We start from the raw sequence: 23,123 nt of genomic DNA, 5'->3' as shown, positions 1-23,123 counted from the left end.
GGCGTTCAGGGATAGGAAACGTAAACGTCGGTCAGCAGGTCGGCGGCGCTCGGCTTGGGATCGGACTTGGCCTTGCGCACGGCGTTTTCGATCAGGCTCTTTACTTCCTCATCGATCTGGTCCAGTTGCCCGGCATCGACCAGTCCGGCGCGGGTGGTGCGCTCGCGAAACTGCATCAGGCAGTCGTTGTGCTCGCGAAAATGTTTCACTTCATCCGGGGCTCGATAGGTCTGGGCATCGCCCTCGAAGTGGCCGTAGTAACGAGTCAGCTTGACTTCGATCAGCGACGGCCCTTCGCCGGCCCGGGCCCGTTCGACGGCGGCACCAGCGGCTTCGTGAACGGCGAAGAAATCGAAACCGTCCACCGTGACCCCGGGCATGCCGAAGCCCGCGGCGCGATCGGCAATGTGATCACAGGCCACCGACCAGTTGGACGCCGTGGCCTCGGCATAGCCGTTGTTCTCGGCAATGAACAGGCATGGCAGGTTCCACACCGAGGCCATGTTCATCGCCTCGAACACCGCACCTTCGTTGGAGCCGCCATCACCGAAGAACACCACCGCCACGCTGTCGGTGCCCTTGAGTTTGGCCGCCAGTGCCGCGCCGACCACCAGCGGCGCTCCGGCGCCGACTATGCCGTTGGCGCCGAGCATGCCCTTCTCGAAATCGGCAATGTGCATGGAGCCGCCCTTGCCCTGACAGACTCCGGTTTTCTTGCCGTAGATCTCGGCCATCATCCCGTACACATCGACCCCTTTGGCGATGCAATGGCCGTGGCCGCGGTGGTTGGAGGCAATGCAGTCGGCATCTCCGAGGTGGGCCATGACCCCGGCGGCAGACGCTTCTTCCCCGGCATAGAGGTGGACGAAACCGGGGATCTCGCCGGTGGCGAATTCCACATGCAGGCGCTCTTCGAAAGCGCGGATGGTGCGCATCACCTTGTAGGCATGCAGCAATTGATCAGCGGACAGGTGTGTCGACATTTTTATTCTCCAGGGTTGTCTCGGGACAAAAGGTTCAGGGGGTGTTGCGGGTGTTCACGGCCGATGGCCAGCAGCCGCTGTTGTGCGGCGTAGGCCAGCGCGGCGTTGACGTCGATGCTCAGCGGGCCGTGGTTATCGAGGGTGACGCTGGGCCGGTCATCGGCGTTGAACTCGATCTCGCGCTCGCCATCCAGGGCCAGGGTGCCGCTGGGCAATGCCAGGAAATGGGCGACGCCCGGTTCCAGGCTTCCGGCGGCCAGCACCCCACAGCCTTGCAGCAGGCCGGGAGCCAGCGGCACCAGCAGCGCCTCGGGGGACTGCGGATCGAGGCGCATCCAGGCCCCGCCCGGTGCTTGCCGGGACACCGGAAACCACAGCCCGCAGAGCGCCGAAAGGCCAATGGCCTGGGGCTCGGCGAAGGTCACAAAGACCTGCGCCAGATCCGCCGCGCGACTGATCGCCCGGGCGCCGACAAAGGGCAGCGAGGACACCGCAACGTCCACCAGTGCCCACTCGCACAGATCGCGGTTCGGCACGCGCACCAACAGCCGCTTGTTGCGGCGCAAGGCAATCTCGGCAGGAATCCGCCCGCTGACGAACAACCCGCCAGCCAGGCCGGCGCTGGTGGCTTCGCGCAATTCGGGAAAGGCGTTATTGGTGCCGGTGGACAGGGTCAATAACGGGATATCGCCGATCTCTGCCGCGACGGCCTTGTGGGTGCCGTCGCCGCCGAGCACGGCGATCAGCGAAACTCCGCGCTCGGCCATCAATCTCGCGGCCTTGCGGGTGTCTTCGACGCTCTGGCGCAAGGTGATGTCGAGGAATTCGAGGGCCGGCCAGTGACTGTTGCGGGCCTGGCGCCCCTGGCTGTTCTTCAGCACGGCGGCGGCAATCCCGGTCATGTCGGTGGGCATCAGCACCTGCTCGACGCCGGTCGCGCCGAACGCCGCCAGCAGGCGCTGGATCACCGAGACCTTGTCGGTACTGGAAAACAGCCCGGCATTGGCGGTCAGCCGTCGCACGTCGCGGCCCGAAGCCGGGTTGGCGATGATCCCCACGGTCAATGGCCGACGGCTCATGGCGCCATCCGCACAGATGTGCTGTGAGGTCGGGAGCCAGCCAGGGACAGGTATCGGCAGTCGAACATAAGGGCACCTCTGGTTATTGTTATGCTTTCCAGGGCTAGAGCAAGGCCGGTGCCAGAACCTGAAAAAACGCAGGAAATGCCCGAATTAGAGAGGTCAAGCAGCAGGACGGGAGATCTGTCAAGGAGCTATTGGCGAGACGCGACATGTCAGGTTGCCCGGGCCCGGCATGAGACGTTGAGACGTTGCGTCTCACCGCCGCCGGGTACCGTCCGGGTGCTTGTCTGAAGGGGATGAACAGAGCTTAATGGCGGCACAACTACAAGAAGCTGGAAACGGAGGCCCTATGCTATCCGCACACTCGAAGGCCCATGTGGATTGCGTCAGCCGCGTGTTGAAGAACGCCGCGCAGCTGCCGCAAGTGCCGGTGTCGAGCCTGATTCTCGACTCCTGGCGCCGCTCCATGGAGCAACACCATCTCGACCCCGGCTCGCTGCAGGGGCCGCGCATCCTGTCGCAGAACGTGCTCAAGGAGTGCCGCGAGCGCTCGGAATTGTTCCTGCGCATTGCCAGCGAAGAAGTTGCCCGCCTCCACGGCCGGGTGCGTGGTGCCGACTACTGCGTGATGCTCACCGATGCCCAGGGCCGGACCATCGATTACCGGGTCGAGACGGCGATTCGCAACGACTGCCGCAAGGCTGGTCTGTACCTGGGGACCTGTTGGTCGGAAGGCGAAGAAGGCACCTGCGGCGTGGCGGCGGTGCTCACCGCCAGGGCGCCGGTCACGGTGCACAAAAGCGATCATTTTCGCGCTGCGTTCATCGACCTGACCTGCTCCGCTGCGCCGGTCTTCGACCCCCAGGGCGAACTGCTCGGGGTGCTCGACGTATCGGCCGTACGCTCCCCCGACGAACGCCGCTCCCAGCACCTGATCCGGCAGATGGTGGTGCAGAGCGCCCGGGAAATCGAACAAGCGTTTTTCATGAGCAGCGCCCAGGGATACTGGGTACTGCGCGCCCATAACAGCCAAGGTTATGTCGATAGCCAGCCCGACTACTTGTTCGCCTGGGATGACGATGGCTGCCTGCAGGCGCTGAATCCGGCGGCGCGGCAGTTCCTGCTGCAGCGCTATGGGCGGCTGCCCGAGCATATCGGCCAGGTGTTCGACCAGCAGTTGCTGCATCGGGCCAGGGACGAGTCCTTGTGTCTGTTGCGCAACCACGGTGGGCAGAACGAATTGCATGCGCGCTTGAGCGCACCTCGACGGCCGCTGGCCAGACCTTGGCCAATCGACAATGCGGTGCCACAACTCGACCCGCGTATCGCCGAAAGCCTGCGCCTGGCGGTGCGGGTCAAGGACCGCAATCTACCGATACTGATTCAGGGCGAGACCGGCTCGGGCAAGGAGGTCTTTGCCCGTCAACTGCACCAGGCCAGCCGCCGCCGCGACTGCCCTTTCGTCGCGGTGAACTGTGCGGCGATCCCGGAAAGCCTGATCGAGAGTGAACTGTTCGGTTATGTCGCCGGAGCCTTCACCGGCGCCTCGAGCAAGGGCATGCAAGGCCTGCTGCAACAGGCTGATGGCGGCACGCTGTTCCTCGATGAAATCGGCGACATGCCGCTGGCCTTGCAGACCCGCCTGCTGCGAGTCCTGGCGGAAGGCGAAGTGGCGCCTCTGGGCGCTTCACGGCGCAAGGTGGTGGACATCCAAGTGATCTGCGCGACCCACCGTGACCTTGAAGCCCAGGTGGCCAGCGGCGACTTTCGTGAAGACCTGTATTTCCGCCTGGGTGGTGCGCGCTTTCAGTTGCCACCGCTGCGTGAACGCAGTGACCGCCTGGCATTGATCACGCGGATTCTCGACGAAGAGTCGACGCTGTGCGGGGTGCAATTGAAACTCGCTACGACAGCGCTGGAATACCTGCTCGGCTACCGCTGGCCGGGCAATGTCCGGCAATTGCGCCACGTTCTGCGTTATGCCTGTGCAGTCTGCGAGACTGACCTTATCCAGTTGAGCCATTTGCCGGAGCTGCTGCAGGGGTCCGATAGCCGACCGTTGGACGCTTTTGTTGAACCCAATGACAGTCCGGAGCGCCAGGAACTGCTCGATGCGTTGGTACGCCACCGCTGGAAACCGATTGCCGCCGCCAAAGCCCTGGGTATTTCCCGGGCAACTCTTTATCGACGGGTGCATCAGCACCGGATCGACATGCCCGGCAGGAGCCCGGTTTGAAACGCGAGCGGTTGGGTTGCGCGGTTGCAGGGAGGGCTGGTGCTGATGCCAGTCAGCTAACAAAAATCTACGGCCTGGCGCTCAATTGTGGCGAGGGAGCTTGTTCCTACTCGGCTGCGAAGCGGCCCTAAAATCGGCAACACCGCTGTGTCAGTTAACAGTTTCGTCGGTTTTACGACTGCTTCGCAGCCGAGTAGGAACAAGCTCCCTCGCCACAGTTTTGCATTCGGCGCCGCTCTCTTAACTGACTGGCATCAAGGCTTGTCCTGAAACTTCGCTCTATAACGCCCCGGACTCTCCCTCGTCCATTTCTTGAACGCCCTATGGAACGCGCAGGGCTCCTGGAAGCCGGTCTGCTCGGCAATCTCGGTAATGCTCACTCGGGTCTGGCGCAGCTGTTCAAAGGTCTTGCCCTGGTGCACTTCGTCCTTGATCTCCTGAAACGAACAGCCTTCGCGCTCCAGTTTGCGCCGGAAGGTGCTGGGGCTCATGCGTTGTTCCAGAGCAAAGGTTTTGCAACGTCGGCCATTCACTGTAGTGGCTGTTGCGCAATGCAAACGCTGATGGACCTGTGCCGCGAGGCCGTGCTGGTTATTTGCACACCACCGCGCCGATTGCCTGCATTTTCTTCTTGCCGCGACCAACCAAAGCTCCGTAAAACGCCTTCACATAGAGATCGCAGCGGATAGCCGTCATCGCAGGCATGAACATCGCCAAGCGTAAATAGGCGTTCCCAGCCTGATCATGCGTCCGGACTTATTGATGCTCGTCACCGACTGCGTGAGCCTCACATCCAGTCCCGCGTCTCGGCCTCCTTCTACAGAGATACTGCAAGAGCCTTATCCTGATGGCAGCGCAGAGTTACACAATCCATCCCTACTGTGGCGAATCCCTTCTCGTGCATGCGGCTCAACACGAGGTCAACCGGGAATAGATTTATTTTCCTATCCATGTCCACTTTTTGCCCAGAGCTGCAGGCCATGAAGAGCCGCTGTCGACCCAGAGTGTGTAAAAACGCTTAGTCAAAATTGAAGTCTGCGCTTCTATGTGAAATCTGAAGTTTATCGGCTGGTTGGCAGACCTGGATTTTGCGTAGATGCGTGATTTTCAGCTCTGATTTGGGCGCCAATCTCGCTGAAAAACGTTTTTACACACTCTGGACCCGAAGCTGCTAGTGATCACCGGCAGAGATCGGCGTGAAGCGGTCACTGGACAGTAAACGTCCGGTACCCCGTAGGGCAAGAAACACACATTTCAAATCGCTGGCCTGCGGGGGCTTCAAAATCAGCATGGGTGTTACGCAGTCGTGTCCCTAGGGAACTGCAACGGGGCTCTTACCCGGATGACATTGCAGATGAGCATACCCTGGCCCTGCCCGCTTTCTTTGCTTCGTAGAGTTGTTTGTCAGCAGCTTCTATCAACGCCTCGAATTCAATATCGCCAGAGGGCGTCAATGTTGCGACGCCCAGAGAAATAGTCACCACACGATCTACATCAGAAGCCGAATGTTCAATGCCCAGCGCCCGGACACGCTCTTGCATTTTTTCTGCAATTTCGACCGCTCCAGAAAGACCTGTATTGGGCAGAACGCAGGCAAACTCTTCGCCACCATACCGAGCGACCAGGTCGTAGGGGCGTCTAACCGTTTCAAATAACACTTGGGCAACGGATTTCAAGCAGCCATCTCCAGCCTGGTGCCCGTATCGGTCGTTGTAGCGTTTAAAAAAGTCGACATCCACCATAATGAGCGACAGCGGCTTTTGCTCTCGAAAGCACTGGCGCCAATCCGCCAATATGTCCTCATCGAATTTGCGTCGATTGGCCACTCCAGTAAGGCCATCCATCAACGCCATGGAGCGCAGCAGATCGTTCTGTAGCTTCAGGGTCAGGTGTGTTCGCACACGAGCTCTGACAATGATTGGATTGATCGGCTTGCTGATGAAGTCCACCGCGCCTAGCTCCAGACCTAGCACCTCATCCGACTCCTGCTGCTGCGCGGTAATGAATATGATGGGGATGCCCTGGGTCGCAGGGTCAGCCTTGAGTTGACGGCATACTTCATGCCCGTCCATGCCCTCCATGACCACGTCCAGCAGAATCAGATCGGGTAGCTGGGTCCGACATAGGGTGATCGCCTGCTCACCACTGGTGGCCATAAACACATCACAGTCCTTACGAAATAGCTCATGGAGTACCCGGATATTAGTCGGTTGGTCGTCGACAATGAGGAGTTTTGGACGGTTATGGGGATGTGGTAACCAGGTTTGCATCGATTGTTCCATCAGGCAGATCTCAATAGGTCACGACCAATCGGCATCGCAGCGAAAAAGTCTAGTGACTGCACCATGACAACAAGTTCGTCGAACTGTGGGCGCAGGGATGGCGGCGTTTTTGACGCCAATGCGTCTGCCAGCTCGATGGCTTGAAGGTTGCCTGTTTCAAGCAACAGCAAAATCTCTTTGAGGGATTCTCGCCATTGTGTGAGCGCCATTAATTCCGAGTCAGCACTGACCTTCCCGGGCGGGCTCTGGCCAAACTCGACATTCAATTGCTCAACACTTGTCTGCAACAACGCGCTCAATTCATCAGCGCACCTCGAGTCGATCAGAATGCTTGCAGCCGTCGCGGCATCTCCATGCAGCAGCTTATGCTCCAGGCTACCTGCTAACGATGACAGCGCCTTGGCACCCATGGTACCAGCGCTGCCTTTTATAGCATGGAGCACGGAAGCCGCCCCCGATGCGTCTTGCCGTTGGATCTGATCGTGCAACCGGACAAGCTGTTTTTCTAACTCCGGGCCAAAGTTTCTCAGCACGTTGCGTATCAACTCGAGGTTACCGCCAAAGCGGCCGATGATCGATGCACGAGGCTCGATGACGCCTTCTCCTGCATTAGTTTGGCCCATGGCTAGAGATGCCTGACGATCCTCACGGCCCGCTTGAAAAAGCAATGTTGCGACAAGTTGTTCCAGATCTATGGGCTTGCCGACATGATCATTCATCCCCGCCGCAAGACACGCCTCACGGTCGGTATTGGAGGCATTCGCGGTCATCGCCACTATCGGCAGCGCTGCAAAGCGTGGACTCGATCGAATGCGACGGGTCGCCTCCAAGCCATCAATATCCGGCATCTGGATATCCATCAACACGACGTCGAAGGGCACACTCTCAGCCATCACCCTGCTCACCCCTTCCAACCCACCTTCAGCCAGCGTCACCTGAGCGCCTTCCCCTGTCAGTAACTCATCGGCAACCTGCCGATTAAGCATGTTGTCTTCCACTACCAATAGCCGCAGCCCGGCCAGACGCTGCGGCCTGTCAACAGTTGACTTGGACGGGAGTGACTGCGGAAGGCCTTTGCCGTTGAGTGCTCGCTGAACAGCGTCGGCTAACTGCTTGGGAGTGACAGGCTTGGTGAGAAACCCCACGAAGGGAGCGTCTCCCATCTCGTTTGCGTCGGCCAGCACTTCACGGCCGTAAGCGGTAATCATAATGACCATTGGAGGAGGTACGCCGTTGCCCTGCTGACGGATCAATTGCGCAGCGCTCAGCCCATCCATATCGGACATCCGCCAGTCCATCAGTACCACGTCGTAGGCTTCGCCTCTCGTCTGGGCACTCTTCACCCATTCCACTGCTTGCGTGCCGCCGCTCACGTGGTCGGCCTTCCACCCCAATGCATGAACCGTTCGCAACAGCAATTCACCCGCCATGGCATTGTCGTCGACGACCAGTATCCGTATGGACACATCGACTCTAGAGCTGTCAGATCTCAGCAGCGAATTCGGCGCTACCTCAAGGGTGATATCGAACCAGAAGCGACTTCCCACACCTTGCTGGCTCTCCACCTGAAGTTCACCGCCCATCAAGCTGACCAACCGCTTGCAGATCACCAAGCCCAGACCGGTGCCGCCAAAGCGGCGGGTGGTTGAAGCCTCGGCCTGAGTGAATCCTTCAAAAATGCGTTGAAGTTGCTCCGGGCTGATACCGATACCGGTGTCAGAAACGGCGATGCGCAAGCTCACAGCGTTTTCCGTGCGCATCAGTTGCTCGACGCTGACCACAATCTGGCCTTCCATGGTGAACTTGAGGGCATTACCCGCCAGGTTGATCAGCACCTGTTGCAGCCGCAGGCTATCGCCAATCAGGTCGTTGGGTAGATTGGAGTCCAGGTCGAACATGACCTCGACCTCTTTCTGGCCCTGATTACCTGCCAGCACAACGGCGAGATCACGCATGAGCGGTTCGAGTTCGAACGGGTGCGCATCCAGCTGTAGCTTGCCGGCCTCAATTTTGGAGTAATCAAGGATGTCATTGAGCAAACCCAGCAGTGATTTCGCAGCGGTCTGCGCTTTGGTCACATAGTCGAGTTGGCGACCATTCAGGTCAGTGTTCTGCACCAACTGCAACATGCCCAGCACGGCGTTCATCGGCGTGCGTATTTCGTGGCTCATGTTGGCCAGGAACGACGATTTTGCCGCACTCGCAGTATCGGCCTGTTCCTTGGCGTACAGCAGATGTGATTCCAGCTCGCGCTGGGCAGTGATGTCCCGATTGATACCCGTCACGCGCAGGGGCGTACCGTTGGGACTGCGTTCGACCTGCGCGCCTGCCTGTATGAAGCGGATCTGGCCGCCTGGGTGTACGACACGGAAAACTGTGTCGTACACACCATTCCCCTCAACGGCGGCATTCAGCTTTGCAGCCGCCGCCACAGCATCCTCACGGTGAATGCGAGAGTACCAGTGCTTATAACTCAGACCAGTATTGCGCAACGTCAGTGGCTGACCGTAGAACTCGAACATGCGGTCATTCCACTGCAAGTTATTGTCCGCCAACGTCCAGGACCAGATGCCCAGTTCGGCTACCTCAGCAGCCATCACTAACTGGTCGTGCACCGCCATCAGTTCACTACGTTGTTTCTGCGTCGTCTCCAGGCTCGCAGCCAGCTCCTTTTCTGCCGCTTTCCGTTCGGTGATGTCTACCGCGATGCCCAGGTAGCCGCTCAATTTCCCATCGTCATCGCGCATGGAGGTGACCACCAGCGTGACAGGAAACCGCGAGCCGTCCTTACGTATGTAAGTCCACTCACGTGTTTCTGCGCCTTCAAGCTCAGGTTTATGGGTAAACACATGGAAGCCGTCGATCGCCTGAGCGTACTCCTCGCTCAGTTCTACGCCACGAGCAGCGACTTCCTCTGGTACATGGATCAGCGCTGGTGTGTTTTTTCCCAGTAACTCATCGGCGTCATAACCCAACAAATGCTCGGCGCCTTTGTTGAACACACGGATAACACCGTCGAGATCTGTCGCAATGATCGAGACCTCAGTGGCCGAGCGCAGCACAGTACCCAACAACAGATTGAGATGCCGCAACTCGGACGTTCGCTGCGCAACTTGCTCCTCCAGGTTGGAATTGAGTTCGAGAATTCGGGCCTCTGCTGCTTTTTTCGCCGAGATATCCCTTAACGTCTTGGAGGCTCCAACGACGCGACCACCCTCGCCATAGATGGGTGAGATGCTGGCGGAGACATCGATCAGCCGACTATCCTTGCAGCGACGTTGGGTATCAAAGCCGGTGATACTCTCCCCCGCCCTTATGCGCGCAAGGATATGGGCTTCTTCAGCTACAAACTCCTCAGGAACAACCAGACTGACCAGCGTCTGGCCCACAGCCTCCTCGGCGGTATAGCCAAAAAGGTGCTCGGCACCCTTGTTCCAGTTGGTCACGATGCCATCGAGTGTTTTTCCGATAATGCCATCGGCCGAACTTTCGACGATGGCAGCCAGCCTTGCCTGCTCGGCGAATATCTGCCGCCGGCGTTGACGGCTGACACTCACAACACCCGCCAGAGTAGCCAGAAGTAGGGTGAGCAAACCACCCATCAACAGAACCACCGTTGGTGAAACCTGATGCAGGCGCTGGATGAACAACGGATGCGCGCCGAGTTCAACTTGCCATCGCCTCCCGTATACCTCGCGCTCCACCTGGTGGGTCATTAGCGTTTCATGGCTGGCCGAGTCGTCGGTGCTTTCATAAAACAGCTTCTCTTGCCCAGGGACAGTGATATCCCTCAATCGCAGATGCACCGTCTCATTTTCTATGCGCAGGCCTCTGAGTACCTCCTCTGAACGCAACACGACATAGCTCCAGCCAAAAGCTGCGGCCTCTCGTTCAGCAACGGTCACCGGAATCACTCCGCCGCGAAAGACAGGCATCAAAACCAGGAAAGACTGCTGCGGTTTCGATGCGGTCTGCACCAGAGTGATGGGCCCAGTAATCCGGGCCACACCGCTTTGTATCGCGGATTGGGCAGCCTCCCGCCGCGATGTTTCCGAAGCTATGTCCAAGCCAATTGCAGGCTGGTTACCCTCAACCGGTTCGACATACTGGACAACGTAACGCTCGCCTGAATGGGGTGAGAATTGACGTATGGAGAAATCAGCTTTGCCGTCGGCCCGAGCGTGCTTGAGAAACTCGCTTTCATCCTGCTCCGGTACACGCCTGATAAAGCCCAAGGCACTGGCGCCGGGGAACTCGGCAGCAAGGTCGCGCGTTTGGTGATATTGGTCAAAAACTTCGCGACTGATGCCATGCTCACCCGCTGTCAGCACCGCGCCACGAGCGCCTCGCAATCCGTATTGGTAAAGATCGAGGCGAGTTAAAACCAACTCTGCGGCTTCCTCGGTAGCCGCTGCGACCTTTTCTTGTGCCTGCTGCTCGTTGATGCGTTCAAGGATCCAGGCGCCCAGAATGCTTGCCCCTACCCCCACCACCAGAGTGATTGCCACTCCCCAGCTCAATGCAAAAAACTTATGTTTTCTCACCCGCATGATACCATTGCAGAAGACCTTCAAGCCTTCAATATTAAAGTTTAAGCCCTGTTGGGGGGCGGCGAGATGTCCAACCTGCAAGTCCCGAATACGCTCAGGCCAGGCCCGCTAATCGTTGAAGTCTTTCAAGGTCTGTTTCAGGTTCGCCATTGTTCATGGCTGCGGCAAGGCGCATAACCACTTGCTCTCGGCGTACTTGCATGGGAGGCAAAGCATAGATAGCACCTATCAACTCACGCAGCGCCATAGGCAGTCCCCAGCGTGCTTTCAAGCGAACTGCAAAAGGGGCTGCAAAATCACGGACAGCGTGCATGAGTACTTCTTCGTTCACGCTATTCCCTTGGTTCTCCCATTTCTGAGTTTGGTACAGCACACAGAGTTCGCCCATGCGGTGCAACAGGGCGGCGCTTTGTAGTGGCGCGGGATCCAAACCGCATTGCTGAGCCAAGAGCACAACCCTTTCTGCTAATCGCTCAGCATCATCTAAATGAGCTTGGACGAACTTCATTAGCATGGCGTTAGGTTGAATAGTGGTCTGTCGTAAGGCCTGGCTAATCGCCAAATTCACGCTGGTAAGCCCCCCTAACCGGGTGAGGGCAGCGTTTAAATTCGTGCACGGCTGGCCGTGTCCAAGATAAGCAGCACTGTTGGCTGCTGCGATCAGATGGGCGCACAGCGCCGGGTCCTGCTGCCAATCATAGGCAAGTTCTCGGAAATTCAGCAGCTCCCCCCCATATCCAAGCTGGAGTTTTTCCTTTACCGACGCGAGTAAAGGCAAGTCCAACTCACCCGCAGACAAACCACTGAGATAGCTGATCAGGTCTTCAGTAATGATAGAGCCAGCTCGGGTGGGCTCATCAGGAGGAAGGAGCGCTTCCAGGCATTGCACAACGCGCGAAACCTGAAATGGTTTGGTGAAAAATGCGCTGATCCCGAGCGGTCTTACCGTCAGCACACTGTCTCGATCAGCGCGCCCAGTGATCATGATGAGCGGAGTGTCTTGATCTTTTTCGCGAATTCTCTGCAACAGGCTGACACCGGGAGCATCCGGTAGATTCCAGTCGGCCATAACCAACTGATAGGTATTCGGCTGCCAAGCGTCTAAAGCGCTCGCTACATCGCTAAAGCAATCGACTTGAGCAGCCGGGCGAATGCTCAACACGAGCTGTTTTAAAAGATCTGATATCCATGGGTCATCATCCAGAATCATCACTCGCATTCGGTAGTCCTCACTGGATTGACACGCAACTTAGCAGCGTCTTAATGACTGACTATCAGCCAACAGCAAACATAGACGTCGTTGAGATCAAGGGGTGAGGTTGTAACCGAGCGATTTTGAGTAAATCACGGCAATTTCCCTTTGGCAGGCGGATTGATAGCTTCCTTGAAGGATCGAATCTATTCCTCACCAGCGAACTATACAAGCAAGGGTCGCGGTAGGAGTGGCAGTTACCTGCCCCCCCGCACAGATCCGTACGTGCGGAACTACCGCATACGGCTCCCGCCTCAGGTACGTGACGCGAAGCGTTCCTCTGGACAAGGGTGAGCATGACGGGAGTTGGGTACGTAGAAGTGAGTAACTCACTAACCGAAGGACATCGAATGCTCATCGTCTTCAGCGACCTTCCAGGTACCGGAAAAATGACTATCGCCTATGATCTCGCCGCCAGAACAGGCGCTGTGTATCTGCGGATCGATACGATTGAGCAGGCTATTCTAAACTCTGGTGCTCTTGCACGGGGTGCAGGGCGCAGCGGTTACATGGTCGCTATGAGCTTGCGCTGAGTAAACTTTGTTTAAGCTGCACGGTCATCGTTGACTGTGTTAACTCCCCTCATCGAAAGCCGAAAAGCGTGGAGCGAAATATCCTCGCGCTCTGGTGTTCGATTTGTAAATACCCAAGTGATTTTCTCTGATAAACATGAGCATCAGCGCCGGGTAGACACAAGGAGGATCGATATTCCTGGGCTGACTCCACCAACTTGGAAGTATATACTGGATCATGAACATGTGGCTTGGGACGAAGCTCCGTTTGCATAGACACAGCCATGACATCTCCGGCGCACTCGGTCACGATGATCACCAACCGATTTTTGTCCAGTGAGTAGCGTGGGCTAAGCCCAAGGTTGTAAGGTACAATTAGCGGACGTACATGGACGCCCCCTGTTGCCAAGCTTTCATTTAGTAACGTTTTTCGAGCGCGCTTGAAAGTCAGAACCGCAACGAAAATTTCGTGCCTACGCAAACTTCTATTCTGGTTGACCAACCAAACGCTGGTAGATTTTATCCAGCAACGCAGACTTCAATAAAGGAGCATGCATTTTCACACAGCCTGTAATCATAGCGAACGCCAAAGAATGTCAACCAGACTGCACATATCATCGAAGGCACCACGGCTGAAATATATTTACTTTCTCAACCGTGGTTTTAGCTAGATTAGAAGCGGTTATCCTCCAAAATCATTTCGGCACCTTTTTCTGCAACCATCATTACCGGAGCGTTAACATTTCCTGATGTAATGTTAGGAAAAATCGATGCATCTACCACCCGCAAACCCATGACCCCGTGTACACGAAGGCGGTTATCAACGACTGACGTTGTGGCATCCGGCCCCATGGCACATGAGCCACAAAGGTGATAAATCGACCCACCTTTCTCGCGGAAAAACTGAAGCATATCCTCATCGCTCTGAACCGAGTCCGCCGGGATCACCTCCTCGGCCGTAATGGCTTGGAGCGCTGGCGCTCCCATGATTTTCCGGATCAAGCGACTGCCCTGAATGACTTCTCGAATGTCTTTCTCAGTAGAAAGATAGTTAGGCTTTATCAGTGCCGCATCTTCAGGCTTGCTGGATGCGATCTCGATACATCCCCTGCTGGTAGGTCGGCAGGAGTTGAATGCAACTAGGAAGCCTGAGTAAGGCTCTGGCACCAGCGTTGCCTTCGGATCATTTGGAATCTGATAGGACATTGGGTTGAAGTAGAGTTGTATATTGGGGTGCTGCTCACTGTCGTCACCCTTAAAAAATCCTCCCGACTGATTCACGCTCATCGATAGCGGGCCAGTCCGGTTCAGCAGGTACTGAATACCGGCCTTGGCTTGTCCCCAATAGGACCGAAACTCATCATTCAGAGTTTTTATCTTGGCGCGATAATAATAGCTGGTGCACAAGTGATCCTGGAGATTATGGCCTACCGCTGGCAGATGCATTCTTAATGCAATCTTATGTTTCTCCAGAAGCCCGCGATCGCCTAGCCCCGACAATTGCAACAGCTTCGGTGAGTCCACAGCGCCGGCAGCAAGGATTACTTCGCGCCGGGCCTTGTGCGTCTCAATTCCATTCCCCGTGCGCACCTGCACCCCTGTAGCCCGGTTGCTGTCATCGAGCAGCAATTTTTCAGCCACAGTGACCCGCTTAAAATGCAGATTTGGACGCTTTAAAGCAGGTTTCAAGTAAGCCGTGTTGCTGGACGAGCGCTGCCCCTGAAACGTATTGGTCTCATAGATGCCCGCGCCTTCAAAATCAGCACCATTGAAGTCATCATTGATCTTGTACCCGAGTTCTTTGGCACCTTTGAGGTAGTGCTGGCAAATCGGGTGCGCCCCCTCCTTCATCGGTGTAATGCCAATCAGGCCCTGACTGGAGTGATGTTCGGTATCGCCAAGCGGGTGTTTTTCCAGTTTTTTAAAGTAGGGCAACACTTCTTTATAGGACCAGCCCTCATTGCCAGCGGCCGCCCAATCGTCGAAGTCCATTGCCTGGCCGCGCACATAGATCATGGCATTGATCGACCCTGAGCCCCCTTGCACTTTACCGCGGGGCGCATAGAGCTTGCGCCCGGCCATACCCGCTTCTTCCTCGCTGTAGTACATGTAGTTGTACTGCGGGTTGTAATAGGTCTTGGCGAAACCGACAGGCAATTTTATCCAGGGAGAACTATCCTTGCCGCCTGCCTCCAGGAGCAGCACAGAGTAATCTCCTGATTCGCTGAGGCGATGGGCCAAAATGCAGCCAGCAGAGCCGGCACCTACGATAATAAAATCATATTCCATGCTCATCGCTCCGGCTGCGCTTTCCAGTCTGTTGAAGACTGTTCTTTGTAGTCGTACGGCTTGGAGTCCATGCTCAAGTGCAGCGCTTTGCCTGTGTAGGGAGAGTGCGCCTTAACCACCGCCATATTCAGTTCAATTCCCAGCCCTGGTTTGTCGGACGGAATTATATAGCCGTCTTTCCACTCAATCTTCTGCTGCAGCACTTCGGCATGGAAACCATCCCAGATGCCAATGCTCTCTTGAATCAAGAAGTTCGGGGTGGCAGCGGCCAACTGAATGCTGGCGGCTGCACCGACAGGCCCGTTGTAAAGGTGGGGAGCGATCTGGGCATAGTACGCCTCCGCAATGCTGGCGATTTTTTTACCCTCCAGAATGCCACCGACACGTCCCAGGTTCATTTGCAGAATTGAAGCCGCACCGTTTTTCAGCACATCATGGAACTCATATTTGGTGGTCAAGCGTTCACCGGTGGCGATCGGGATGCTGGTGTTCTGTGCCACCCGAGACATTGCTTCACTTTGGCCTGGGGGGACGGGCTCCTCAAACCACATAGGGTCGTAGGGTTCCAACCGCTTCGCCAAACGAATAGCTGAGGCTGGCGTCATTTGGCCATGAGTACCGAATAGCAGGTCGCAACTGTTGCCGACCGCTTCACGAATACGCCGGCAGAACGTCGCACTCTTATCCATTGCTTCCAGCGACAGCATATGGCCAGAGTACGCACTGTATGGCCCGGCCGGATCGAACTTCAGTGCAGTGAAGCCACGCGCTTTGTTTTCCAACGCACACTCAACCGCTAACTCAACATTGTCATAGTTGTAGTCACCGTTTTTATCTTTTGGATAGAGGTAGGTATACGAGCGCAGTTTGTCGTGAATCTTTCCGCCAATCAATTCATAGACCGGCTTGCCGGCGGCCTTGCCGATAATGTCCCAGCAGGCCATCTCCAGGCCGCTGACAATGCCCATCATGGTGAGGTCAGGGCGCTGGGTGAAACCACTGGAGTAAGCCTCCCGGAAGAAGCGCTCTACATGATGAGGATCCTTGCCTTGCAGGCAACGCTCAAACACATCATTGATTGCTGGCACCATCACCTTGGGATGAAAAGTGGCCGCGTAAACCTCACCAACACCTTCAATACCGCAGTCGGTTTTTAGTGTGACGAAGATCCAATACATACCGCCAACATGTGGTGGTGGTGTAGCAACGACGTAGGTTTCACAATATTTAACTTTCATCATAATGCCTTTTTCCTAGCGGTCACCCTTTTCAGTTTCAGGACGGCCAGCGTGCCAATTACACCCATGACCGCAATGTAGCCAAAGTACAGGTTGTAGACTGTTAAGCCTTCATAGCGGGCTGCGATATAGCCGTTGATTTGCGGCAGGAAGATATCGGGGGTATATGCGATTAGTGAAATCACCCCAATCGCTAATCCGGTGACGTGCATTGGGATATTGCAGTCATCCAGAATCGCCCAATAAAGGCCACGGATGGCGTAGGTCAGCACCCCTATCAGCAGGACAAGCGCCAACAGAAAGTAGACCGTATTCAATTTCGGAAACATGATCATGATGATCAATCCCGAAGTAGCGCCTACTAGAGAAGCTGCCAGAATGTTCTCTTTGCCATACTTGTCGCCGAGAAAGCCGGCACCTATACCACCTATCGGACGCATCCATAGCTTGGCAACGGTGATAAAGCCCGCAGTGATGGCAGTAATTTCATGGCCTTCTTGTAAGAAGGCAGAAATGGAATAGGTCGCCCAGAACAGTTGGTAACCACAGAAGATGACGAGAGCAACCAGCCACATCTCAGGGATAGATGCGAGGAATCTAAGGTCGCGAATCATATTTCCGCTAGCTTTGCTGCTGGTCTCTTCTTGGTCGGCATTGCCGCCACGGAAGAATAGGAAGGTCAATACTCCAATACCAATACAGGTGAAGGAGTACATGTAGATCACCTCTTTCAGCGCCAGCGCATTGCTCAGACCTTTAGTCTCAATTGCATAGGCAAAAATGGTAATTGCAATGGTCGCCAGTATCGCCTCAACCAAGCCACGGCCGCCGTCAAGGATGCCAAAGAATTTACCTTGCTCATCCTTGCGAGCCAGCATTTTCACGCCTTTGAGCATTGATGCCCAGAAGGTCAGGCCGGCGGCAACACCCCAAGCCATAAAGATGTAAAGCAGTACCTCCTTTGATGGAATGGTGGCAAACCAAAGTCCTAATGCGCCAGTGCCCACCATTGAAATGGTAACTAGCAGTCGTGGCGAGAGCCGATCCGCCAGCCATCCACTTGGTACGTAGCAGACGAAGTACATCACGCCGAGCATGGAATAATAATTACCCAGCTCACCCTTAGTTATCTGGAACACTTCAAGAATCGAAGTTTCAAAATTTTGGCGCAAATACAACAGTGGATAGATAGCACCAGCGGCCAGCAACAAGAGCGTAAATTGTAAGTAGCGTTTTAGATCGATTTTTTTTCCAGCAGACGCTGGAGTTTGGGCAATTGTATTTACCATCTTATTATTATTCCTTCGATAATTTTTCATGCCAGTGCCGGAGGTGGCCGCTGCGTAAAGTTACGAGACAGAAACTCCCAACGGGTTATTAGTAATTAAGAACTACCAGTCGTGTCTGAGTAAATTCCAGCATGCCGTGCTTGCCGTCATCACCTCCAAGACCAGAGCGCTTCCAGCCTGCGTGGTAACCTTGATAGGGATCAGATGGGGTACGGTTTATATATATCTCACCCGCCTCGATGTTGTTGGCTACTTTCATCGCCGTTCGGTAGTTCTCGGTATAGATGACTGAGGCCAGTCCGAACTGGTGATCGTTAGCCAATGCCAGGGCTTCGTCAGCATCGCGGTATTTAAGTACAGGAAGTACTGGGCCGAAAATCTCCTCTTGTACGATTTCCATATCCTGTCGGCAATGCGTCAGTAGCGTTGGCGGGTAGAAGTGCCCCGGACCTTCAGGGATGTAGCCCCCCACTTCCAGCTTGGCACCGTCATCGATCGCACGCTCTACCATTTGATGGATGTTTAGGCGCGCATTTTCGTTGATCAGGGGCCCCATAAATTTCGGGTTTAAGGCGCGATCACCAAACTGAACCTCGGACAGATAGGTACGCAAAAGCTCAACAAACGGCTCATAAACAGCTTCGTGCACATAGACACGCTCAATGGCAGTGCAAAGCTGCCCGCAGTTGGTGGTTTTCGATGCGACGATCTCCCGAGCAGCCTTTTCCAGATCTGCGTCGGCTTCTACGATCGCCGGAGATTTTCCACCCAGTTCCAATGAAGATTTGGCGATATTAACTTGAGAGTACTCAAGCACCTTACGGCCGGCGCCTACACTTCCGGTCAGGGTAATCATTCCCACCTTGGGATGGGTGCACACACTTTCTGCGGTAGCGTGATCCATGGTCAGGATATTCACTACCCCGGCAGGCATGCCTGAGTCCTGAACTGCTTTGGCAATCTCGAACGCAGAGCACGGGGTGTTATTGCTCGGGCGGACCACCACAGTATTACCGGTAATCAGGGCTGGCGCGACTTTGCGCAGAAGCGTGTAAACCGGGTAGTTAAATGGAATCAGGCAGGCCACAACTCCAATTGGCTCCCGTTGCAGCAGCAGGTTTTCAGACGGCGTATCACTTGGAATGATTTCGCCTTCAATACGGCGCGCCCACTCAGCGTGATAGCGAGTGATCTCGGCGGCGTAGACAGCTTCGTTGGTCGCATCTTCCAGACTTTTGCCAGACTCATCTGCCAGTGCTTGGCCAATCGAGTCTTTGCGTGCCAGCAGGGCATCTGCAAGTTTATGCATATGGCCGGCACGTTCGATACTGGTCAACTGACGCCAGCCTTTCTGCGCTGCAGCCGCAATCGCAACCGCTTCGATCGCTTCTTCTGAGGTTGCAGCCTGAACCTGTCCGACAACCACCTCTGTTGCTGGGTTATAGACCGAAAGCATCATTCCTTTGTTCGAGTTTACAAACTCGTTGTTAACAAAGTTCTTCTCGATACGCATGACAGATTCCTTAGTTTGGTTCAGCGAATCCTAAGACGTGGAAAAAACCGCGTCAACTATTTTTCCATATAGAAAACTATTATTCCGCATATGGAATTAAATGAGATGATCATCACGTAATATTGCGAATTTTAGCGATCGCCAGTAACCGCTTTCCGGTAGTAATGAACACATCCCTTGAGCCAAGACACCGACCATGCGAAGCTTTTCGTCGCTGAAATACCGAGAAATTTGAACCATACATAGACTTGAGGTACTGTTCACAGCAGCTGAGAGCTAAAAAAAAGCGCAAAATGATTTTTTCATATATGGAATATGCCAATTAATGCTAACTAAAGAGAAGTCCAAGGCGCCAGCCGTCGACAGCAGCGTGATGATTTTGGATTTGCTTGCCGCTTCTGCCTATCCCTTGACTCTTTCTGAGATCTGCGAGGGGGCGGGTATCGCCGCTGCCAGTGGTCATCGCATCATTAATGCGCTGCTTGATCACCAGCTAGTTGCACTTGATCCGAGCCGCAAGAAGTCATACTGCATCGGTTCCAGAATCTTTCAGATCGCGTCCACCATCTATAATAAGCAGAGCATTATTCCGTTCTTCTATCCGATTGCTGAGATATTGAAGAACGAAATCCACAAGACAATTTTCCTCTGCGTGCCGGTAGGCAACAAAGTTGTAGTGGTATCGAAGGTGGAGTCTTCACAGAGCAACGCTTTCAATATCCATATTGGCCAGACCATGCCGCTACACCAATCTGCTTCTGGCAAGGCGATCCTCTCCATGCGTTCGGATGAGTTCCAACTCAGTTACTTCAAAGGAGAGGAGAAAAGCAATCCGGCAATCATCGAAGGCCTGGAGCGAACACGTGAAGATCTAGCCCGCGCAAAGCGCCTCGGATACGCAGTGTCTTACGGAGAGATAGACACTCAGGTTAGCTGTATTGCTGCGCCGATCTTGAATTTGCGAAACGAGCCAGTAGCCGCAATTAGTGCCGCGATCAATGGCGAGTTCCTAAATACGCAGGATGCGAGAACCTATTCAAAAAATCTGGTTCAGGCGGTGCGCCAACTATCGTCAAGGATAGTCTGATGTGGTGCTTTTCAAACTTTGAGCAGGAAACTTATTGTACAACGCGTTTCTTATAGATAATGGTATTCGTTTGCGGAATTACCGAGATCAGGGCCTTTGTATAAGACTGGTAGGGCGGTGAGAAGACCTCGGCCGTGACGCCTCGCTCGACAATATGGTACGGTAGTTCGCCACCACCCGGTCCGCCAATGAATACTTACCTTGAGTAGGATTACGTGCCGTGCATTAATTTGCTAAGCAACAGGTCAGCCGCGGATCAACCTAGATTGAACCAAGCCGACTTACTCTGGGTGTAGCCAAGCAGACATTCAAAGGATTTGTCACGCGTGTTCCCGGACTGTTTGTAGCCGCCGAAGGGTTGTGTCATATCGCCATCACCGAAGCAGTTGACCCAGATCACCCCTGCCTCTATAGCCCGCACCATACGGTGTGCTGTTTTCAGGTTTTGTGTCCAGACACTGGCGGCTAGTCCATAGATTGAGTCGTTGGCAATGGCGACAGCCTCGGCTTCATCATCGAAGCTGATAACGCAGGCAACCGGTCCGAATATTTCGTCCCGTGCTATCCCCATACTTTGATTGACCCCTGTAAAAAGCGTTGGTGAGACGTAAGCACCCTGCTCCATCCCACCAGGCTCACAACCTCCTTGGACCAGTAGCGCCCCTTCCTGGCACCCCTGCTTGATCTTGGCCATCACCCCTTGTTGATGCGCGCGGGTCACCAAGGGCCCCAAGGTTGTCGCCGGGTTCAGAGGGTCTCCCGGCCGATAAGCCTCGCGGCTGCGCTCGACGAACTTCTCGATAAACACATCATGAATGTCTCGATGCACAAGCAACCGCGAACCTGCGTTACAGACCTGACCAGCGTTATCGAATATGCCGCCATAGGCACGGTCGACTGCCGCATCCAAGTCTTCCAGATCGGGCATGAATATCTGCGGACTCTTGCCCCCTGTCTCCAATGCCACACGTTTCAGATTGGATTGGCCGGCATAGATCATGATTTGCTTACCCACCGCGGTTGACCCGGTGAAGCTGATCTTCGCCACATCCCTGTGTAGCGCGAGCGCCTTACCGGTCACCGGACCATCCCCATTCACCACATTGAATACCCCAGGAGGGCCTCCGGCCTCGATAAATAGCTGCGCAAGCCGCAGGCAGCTCAGCGGAGCTTGTTGCGCAGGTTTTAGCACCACGCAGTTGCCGGCAGCCAATGCTGGCGCCACCTTCCAGGTGGCCATCAATAGCGGATAATTCCAGGGGGAAATGGCGCCGATAATTCCTAAGGGTTCCCGCTGGATTAAGTGCAAGGCATCAGCTTTGGTATTGGTGACTACCCCCTCGATCTTGTCGATGCATTCAGCGTAGAAACGGAAGGTGGAGGCCACCTCGGGCAGGTCGATGGTCAAAGCATCGGTAATAGGCTTGCCCATGTCTAGCGTTTCAAGCAGCGCCAATTGCGCGGTGTTCTTCTCGATCAACTCGGCCAGCCGATTGAGAACTGTCATTCGTGCACGCGGCGCCATATAGCGCCAGTGCCCCGCTAGCCAGGCGTCTTTGGCGGAAGCGACAGCGCGATCAATGTCAGCCTCGTCGCCGTAGGCGACTGAGGCCAATACTTCACCCGTGGCCGGATTAATGCTTTCGAAACGATTGCCCTTCATTGCCTCGAGGTAATGGCCGTCGATGAAAAGCCCGGTTTCGATATTCATTTTTTTCGCTAAGGCTATCCAGTCATGCTGATGCAATTTCTGAGTGGCTTCGGTTACTAAGGCTGCGGTCGACATGGCGCTGTCCTTGTTCATCTTGATGAGGGAGGCTAAAGAAGGCTCGGTCGTTTACATCTGGTCGCTGGATCTGCGAGCGAAATCCAGTTAATGGCTATCAGGTGTTGCCAGCGCGGTGGCTGGCAAAACTTATCAGGGCATATCAGACGATGCGGCCTGGCGGGACCACTTCAGCACCCAGCTCTTCCAGCTCATAATCCACCAGCTCTGCCGGAAAACCCGGGGCCAGAACCTCAAGGTCGCAGGCCTCTTCCAAGCGTTTGACAATGTTGGTGGACCATTCACGTGCGCCGAAACGCGCCTGGCCATCCTTGAAGATATCCAACACTAATGGAGAGATTTCTAGCGGCACGCCGAGTTGCTGTGCAAGCGAGTCGAACAGACCGACATCCTTGATAACCAGATCCATGGTGAAATTGACATTGCGGCTGCCATTGAGGATTAGTTGGGACTCCGTTTCATGTACGAAAGAGTTGCCCGAGGAAATGCGGATGGCTTCGTATGTAGTACCCAGGTCCAGCCCGGCCTTTTTGCAGACAATCAGTGCTTCTGCCAGCGAGCACAGGTTGGTGGTTGCGAGGTAGTTGGTCATAACCTTCAGCACCGAAGCTGATCCGACATCCCCGGTATGCAGCACCCGCCGACCGAGGATGGATAGCACGGGCAAAACGCGCTCAAAGGCTGCGCGCGAACCGCCAGCGAAAATCGAGATGTTACCGGTGGCAGCGCGGTGACAGCCCCCAGAAACCGGGCAATCCATGGCTTGGGCGCCTGTCGACTCGACCAATGCGCTCAGACGCCTCACTTCGGCGTCGTCAGTAGTGCTCATCTCCAGCCAAATCTTGCCACTACTCAGGCCGTGGAGAAGGCCGTCTTTCGCTTCCATGACCTGGGAGCAGGCTGCCGGAGATGGCAAGCAAGTGATCACAATATCTACGTTCTCTGCGAGCACTTTAGGCGACTCGGCCCAGCGCGCGCCCTTATCCATGAAGGGCTGAGCCAAATGACGATCAAGATCTCTGAC

Annotated in this window: 15 protein-coding genes; 3 read left to right on the top strand and 12 right to left on the bottom strand. The window is 55.3% G+C overall.

The window, feature by feature from the left end:
• Nucleotides 1-5: 5 nt before the first annotated feature.
• Together V5E99_RS19910 and V5E99_RS19905 are read right to left on the bottom strand one after the other, a co-directional pair.
• Nucleotides 6-989 carry a thiamine pyrophosphate-dependent dehydrogenase E1 component subunit alpha gene (locus tag V5E99_RS19910; protein ID WP_499804069.1) on the bottom strand — a complete coding sequence of 328 codons (984 nt, stop codon included), beginning with the start codon at nucleotides 987-989 and terminating at the stop codon, nucleotides 6-8.
• On the bottom strand, nucleotides 986-2,062 hold the full coding sequence (locus tag V5E99_RS19905) for an ATP-NAD kinase family protein (protein WP_499803972.1): 1,077 nt from the start codon (nucleotides 2,060-2,062) through the stop codon (nucleotides 986-988). Before V5E99_RS19905 ends, V5E99_RS19910 begins: the two co-directional genes overlap by 4 nt.
• Nucleotides 2,063-2,414: 352 nt before the next feature.
• Here V5E99_RS19905 and V5E99_RS19900 point away from each other — a divergent pair, with 352 nt between their 5' ends.
• A complete protein-coding gene (locus V5E99_RS19900; protein ID WP_499803971.1) occupies nucleotides 2,415-4,301 on the top strand; it encodes a sigma-54-dependent Fis family transcriptional regulator in 1,887 nt (628 codons plus the stop codon).
• Nucleotides 4,302-4,555: 254 nt separating this feature from the next.
• On the opposite strand, the gene V5E99_RS19895 is transcribed toward V5E99_RS19900, so the two are convergent.
• From V5E99_RS19895 to V5E99_RS19880, 4 genes are all read right to left on the bottom strand, one after another.
• Nucleotides 4,556-4,792 (bottom strand): helix-turn-helix domain-containing protein, encoded by a 237-nt coding sequence (locus V5E99_RS19895; RefSeq protein ID WP_499803970.1) that lies wholly within the window; start codon nucleotides 4,790-4,792, stop codon nucleotides 4,556-4,558.
• A gap of 843 nt (nucleotides 4,793-5,635) precedes the next feature.
• The gene (locus tag V5E99_RS19890) at nucleotides 5,636-6,571 is read right to left on the bottom strand and encodes a diguanylate cyclase (protein ID WP_499803969.1); all 936 of its coding nucleotides are present in this window, start codon (nucleotides 6,569-6,571) and stop codon (nucleotides 5,636-5,638) included.
• Nucleotides 6,572-6,582: 11 nt separating this feature from the next.
• Nucleotides 6,583-11,214 carry a PAS domain-containing hybrid sensor histidine kinase/response regulator gene (locus tag V5E99_RS19885; RefSeq protein WP_499803968.1) on the bottom strand — a complete coding sequence of 1,544 codons (4,632 nt, stop codon included), beginning with the start codon at nucleotides 11,212-11,214 and terminating at the stop codon, nucleotides 6,583-6,585.
• Between the two features lie 13 nt (nucleotides 11,215-11,227).
• Nucleotides 11,228-12,352, bottom strand: a complete 1,125-nt coding sequence (locus tag V5E99_RS19880; RefSeq protein ID WP_499803967.1) for a response regulator — start codon at nucleotides 12,350-12,352, stop codon at nucleotides 11,228-11,230.
• Between the two features lie 383 nt (nucleotides 12,353-12,735).
• On the opposite strand from V5E99_RS19880, the gene V5E99_RS19875 reads away from it, so the two are divergent.
• Nucleotides 12,736-12,918, top strand: a complete 183-nt coding sequence (locus V5E99_RS19875) for a hypothetical protein (RefSeq protein WP_499803966.1) — start codon at nucleotides 12,736-12,738, stop codon at nucleotides 12,916-12,918.
• A 651-nt stretch (nucleotides 12,919-13,569) separates the two neighbouring features.
• Here the strand turns inward: V5E99_RS19875 and V5E99_RS19870 are convergent.
• The 4 genes from V5E99_RS19870 to aldA form a co-directional block, all read right to left on the bottom strand.
• Complete coding sequence (locus V5E99_RS19870) at nucleotides 13,570-15,186, bottom strand: GMC family oxidoreductase (RefSeq protein ID WP_499803965.1); 1,617 nt, start codon at nucleotides 15,184-15,186, stop codon at nucleotides 13,570-13,572.
• Between the two features lie 2 nt (nucleotides 15,187-15,188).
• On the bottom strand, nucleotides 15,189-16,424 hold the full coding sequence (locus V5E99_RS19865; protein WP_499804068.1) for a mandelate racemase/muconate lactonizing enzyme family protein: 1,236 nt from the start codon (nucleotides 16,422-16,424) through the stop codon (nucleotides 15,189-15,191).
• Nucleotides 16,424-17,713, bottom strand: coding sequence for an MFS transporter (locus tag V5E99_RS19860; protein ID WP_499803964.1), 1,290 nt, complete (start codon nucleotides 17,711-17,713; stop codon nucleotides 16,424-16,426). The genes V5E99_RS19865 and V5E99_RS19860 overlap by 1 nt, the downstream gene beginning before the upstream one ends.
• Nucleotides 17,714-17,801: 88 nt before the next feature.
• The gene (gene aldA, locus V5E99_RS19855; RefSeq protein ID WP_499803963.1) at nucleotides 17,802-19,226 is read right to left on the bottom strand and encodes an aldehyde dehydrogenase; all 1,425 of its coding nucleotides are present in this window, start codon (nucleotides 19,224-19,226) and stop codon (nucleotides 17,802-17,804) included.
• A gap of 325 nt (nucleotides 19,227-19,551) precedes the next feature.
• Here aldA and V5E99_RS19850 point away from each other — a divergent pair, with 325 nt between their 5' ends.
• Nucleotides 19,552-20,313 (top strand): IclR family transcriptional regulator, encoded by a 762-nt coding sequence (locus tag V5E99_RS19850; RefSeq protein ID WP_499803962.1) that lies wholly within the window; start codon nucleotides 19,552-19,554, stop codon nucleotides 20,311-20,313.
• Nucleotides 20,314-20,569: 256 nt separating this feature from the next.
• Here V5E99_RS19850 and V5E99_RS19845 read toward each other — a convergent pair whose 3' ends face one another.
• Both V5E99_RS19845 and V5E99_RS19840 read right to left on the bottom strand, forming a co-directional pair.
• Complete coding sequence (locus tag V5E99_RS19845; protein WP_499803961.1) at nucleotides 20,570-22,099, bottom strand: aldehyde dehydrogenase; 1,530 nt, start codon at nucleotides 22,097-22,099, stop codon at nucleotides 20,570-20,572.
• Between the two features lie 142 nt (nucleotides 22,100-22,241).
• Nucleotides 22,242-23,123 (bottom strand): NAD(P)-dependent oxidoreductase (locus V5E99_RS19840; RefSeq protein ID WP_499803960.1); only part of this gene is annotated, 882 nt, incomplete at its 5' end.

The sequence above is a fragment of the Janthinobacterium sp. LPB2021202312-11-4 genome (assembly GCF_037049705.1).
Lineage (GTDB): Bacteria > Pseudomonadota > Gammaproteobacteria > Pseudomonadales > Pseudomonadaceae > Aquipseudomonas.
Note: the sequence above shows the minus strand (reverse complement) of the source record. Positions and strands in the feature narration are given on the sequence as shown.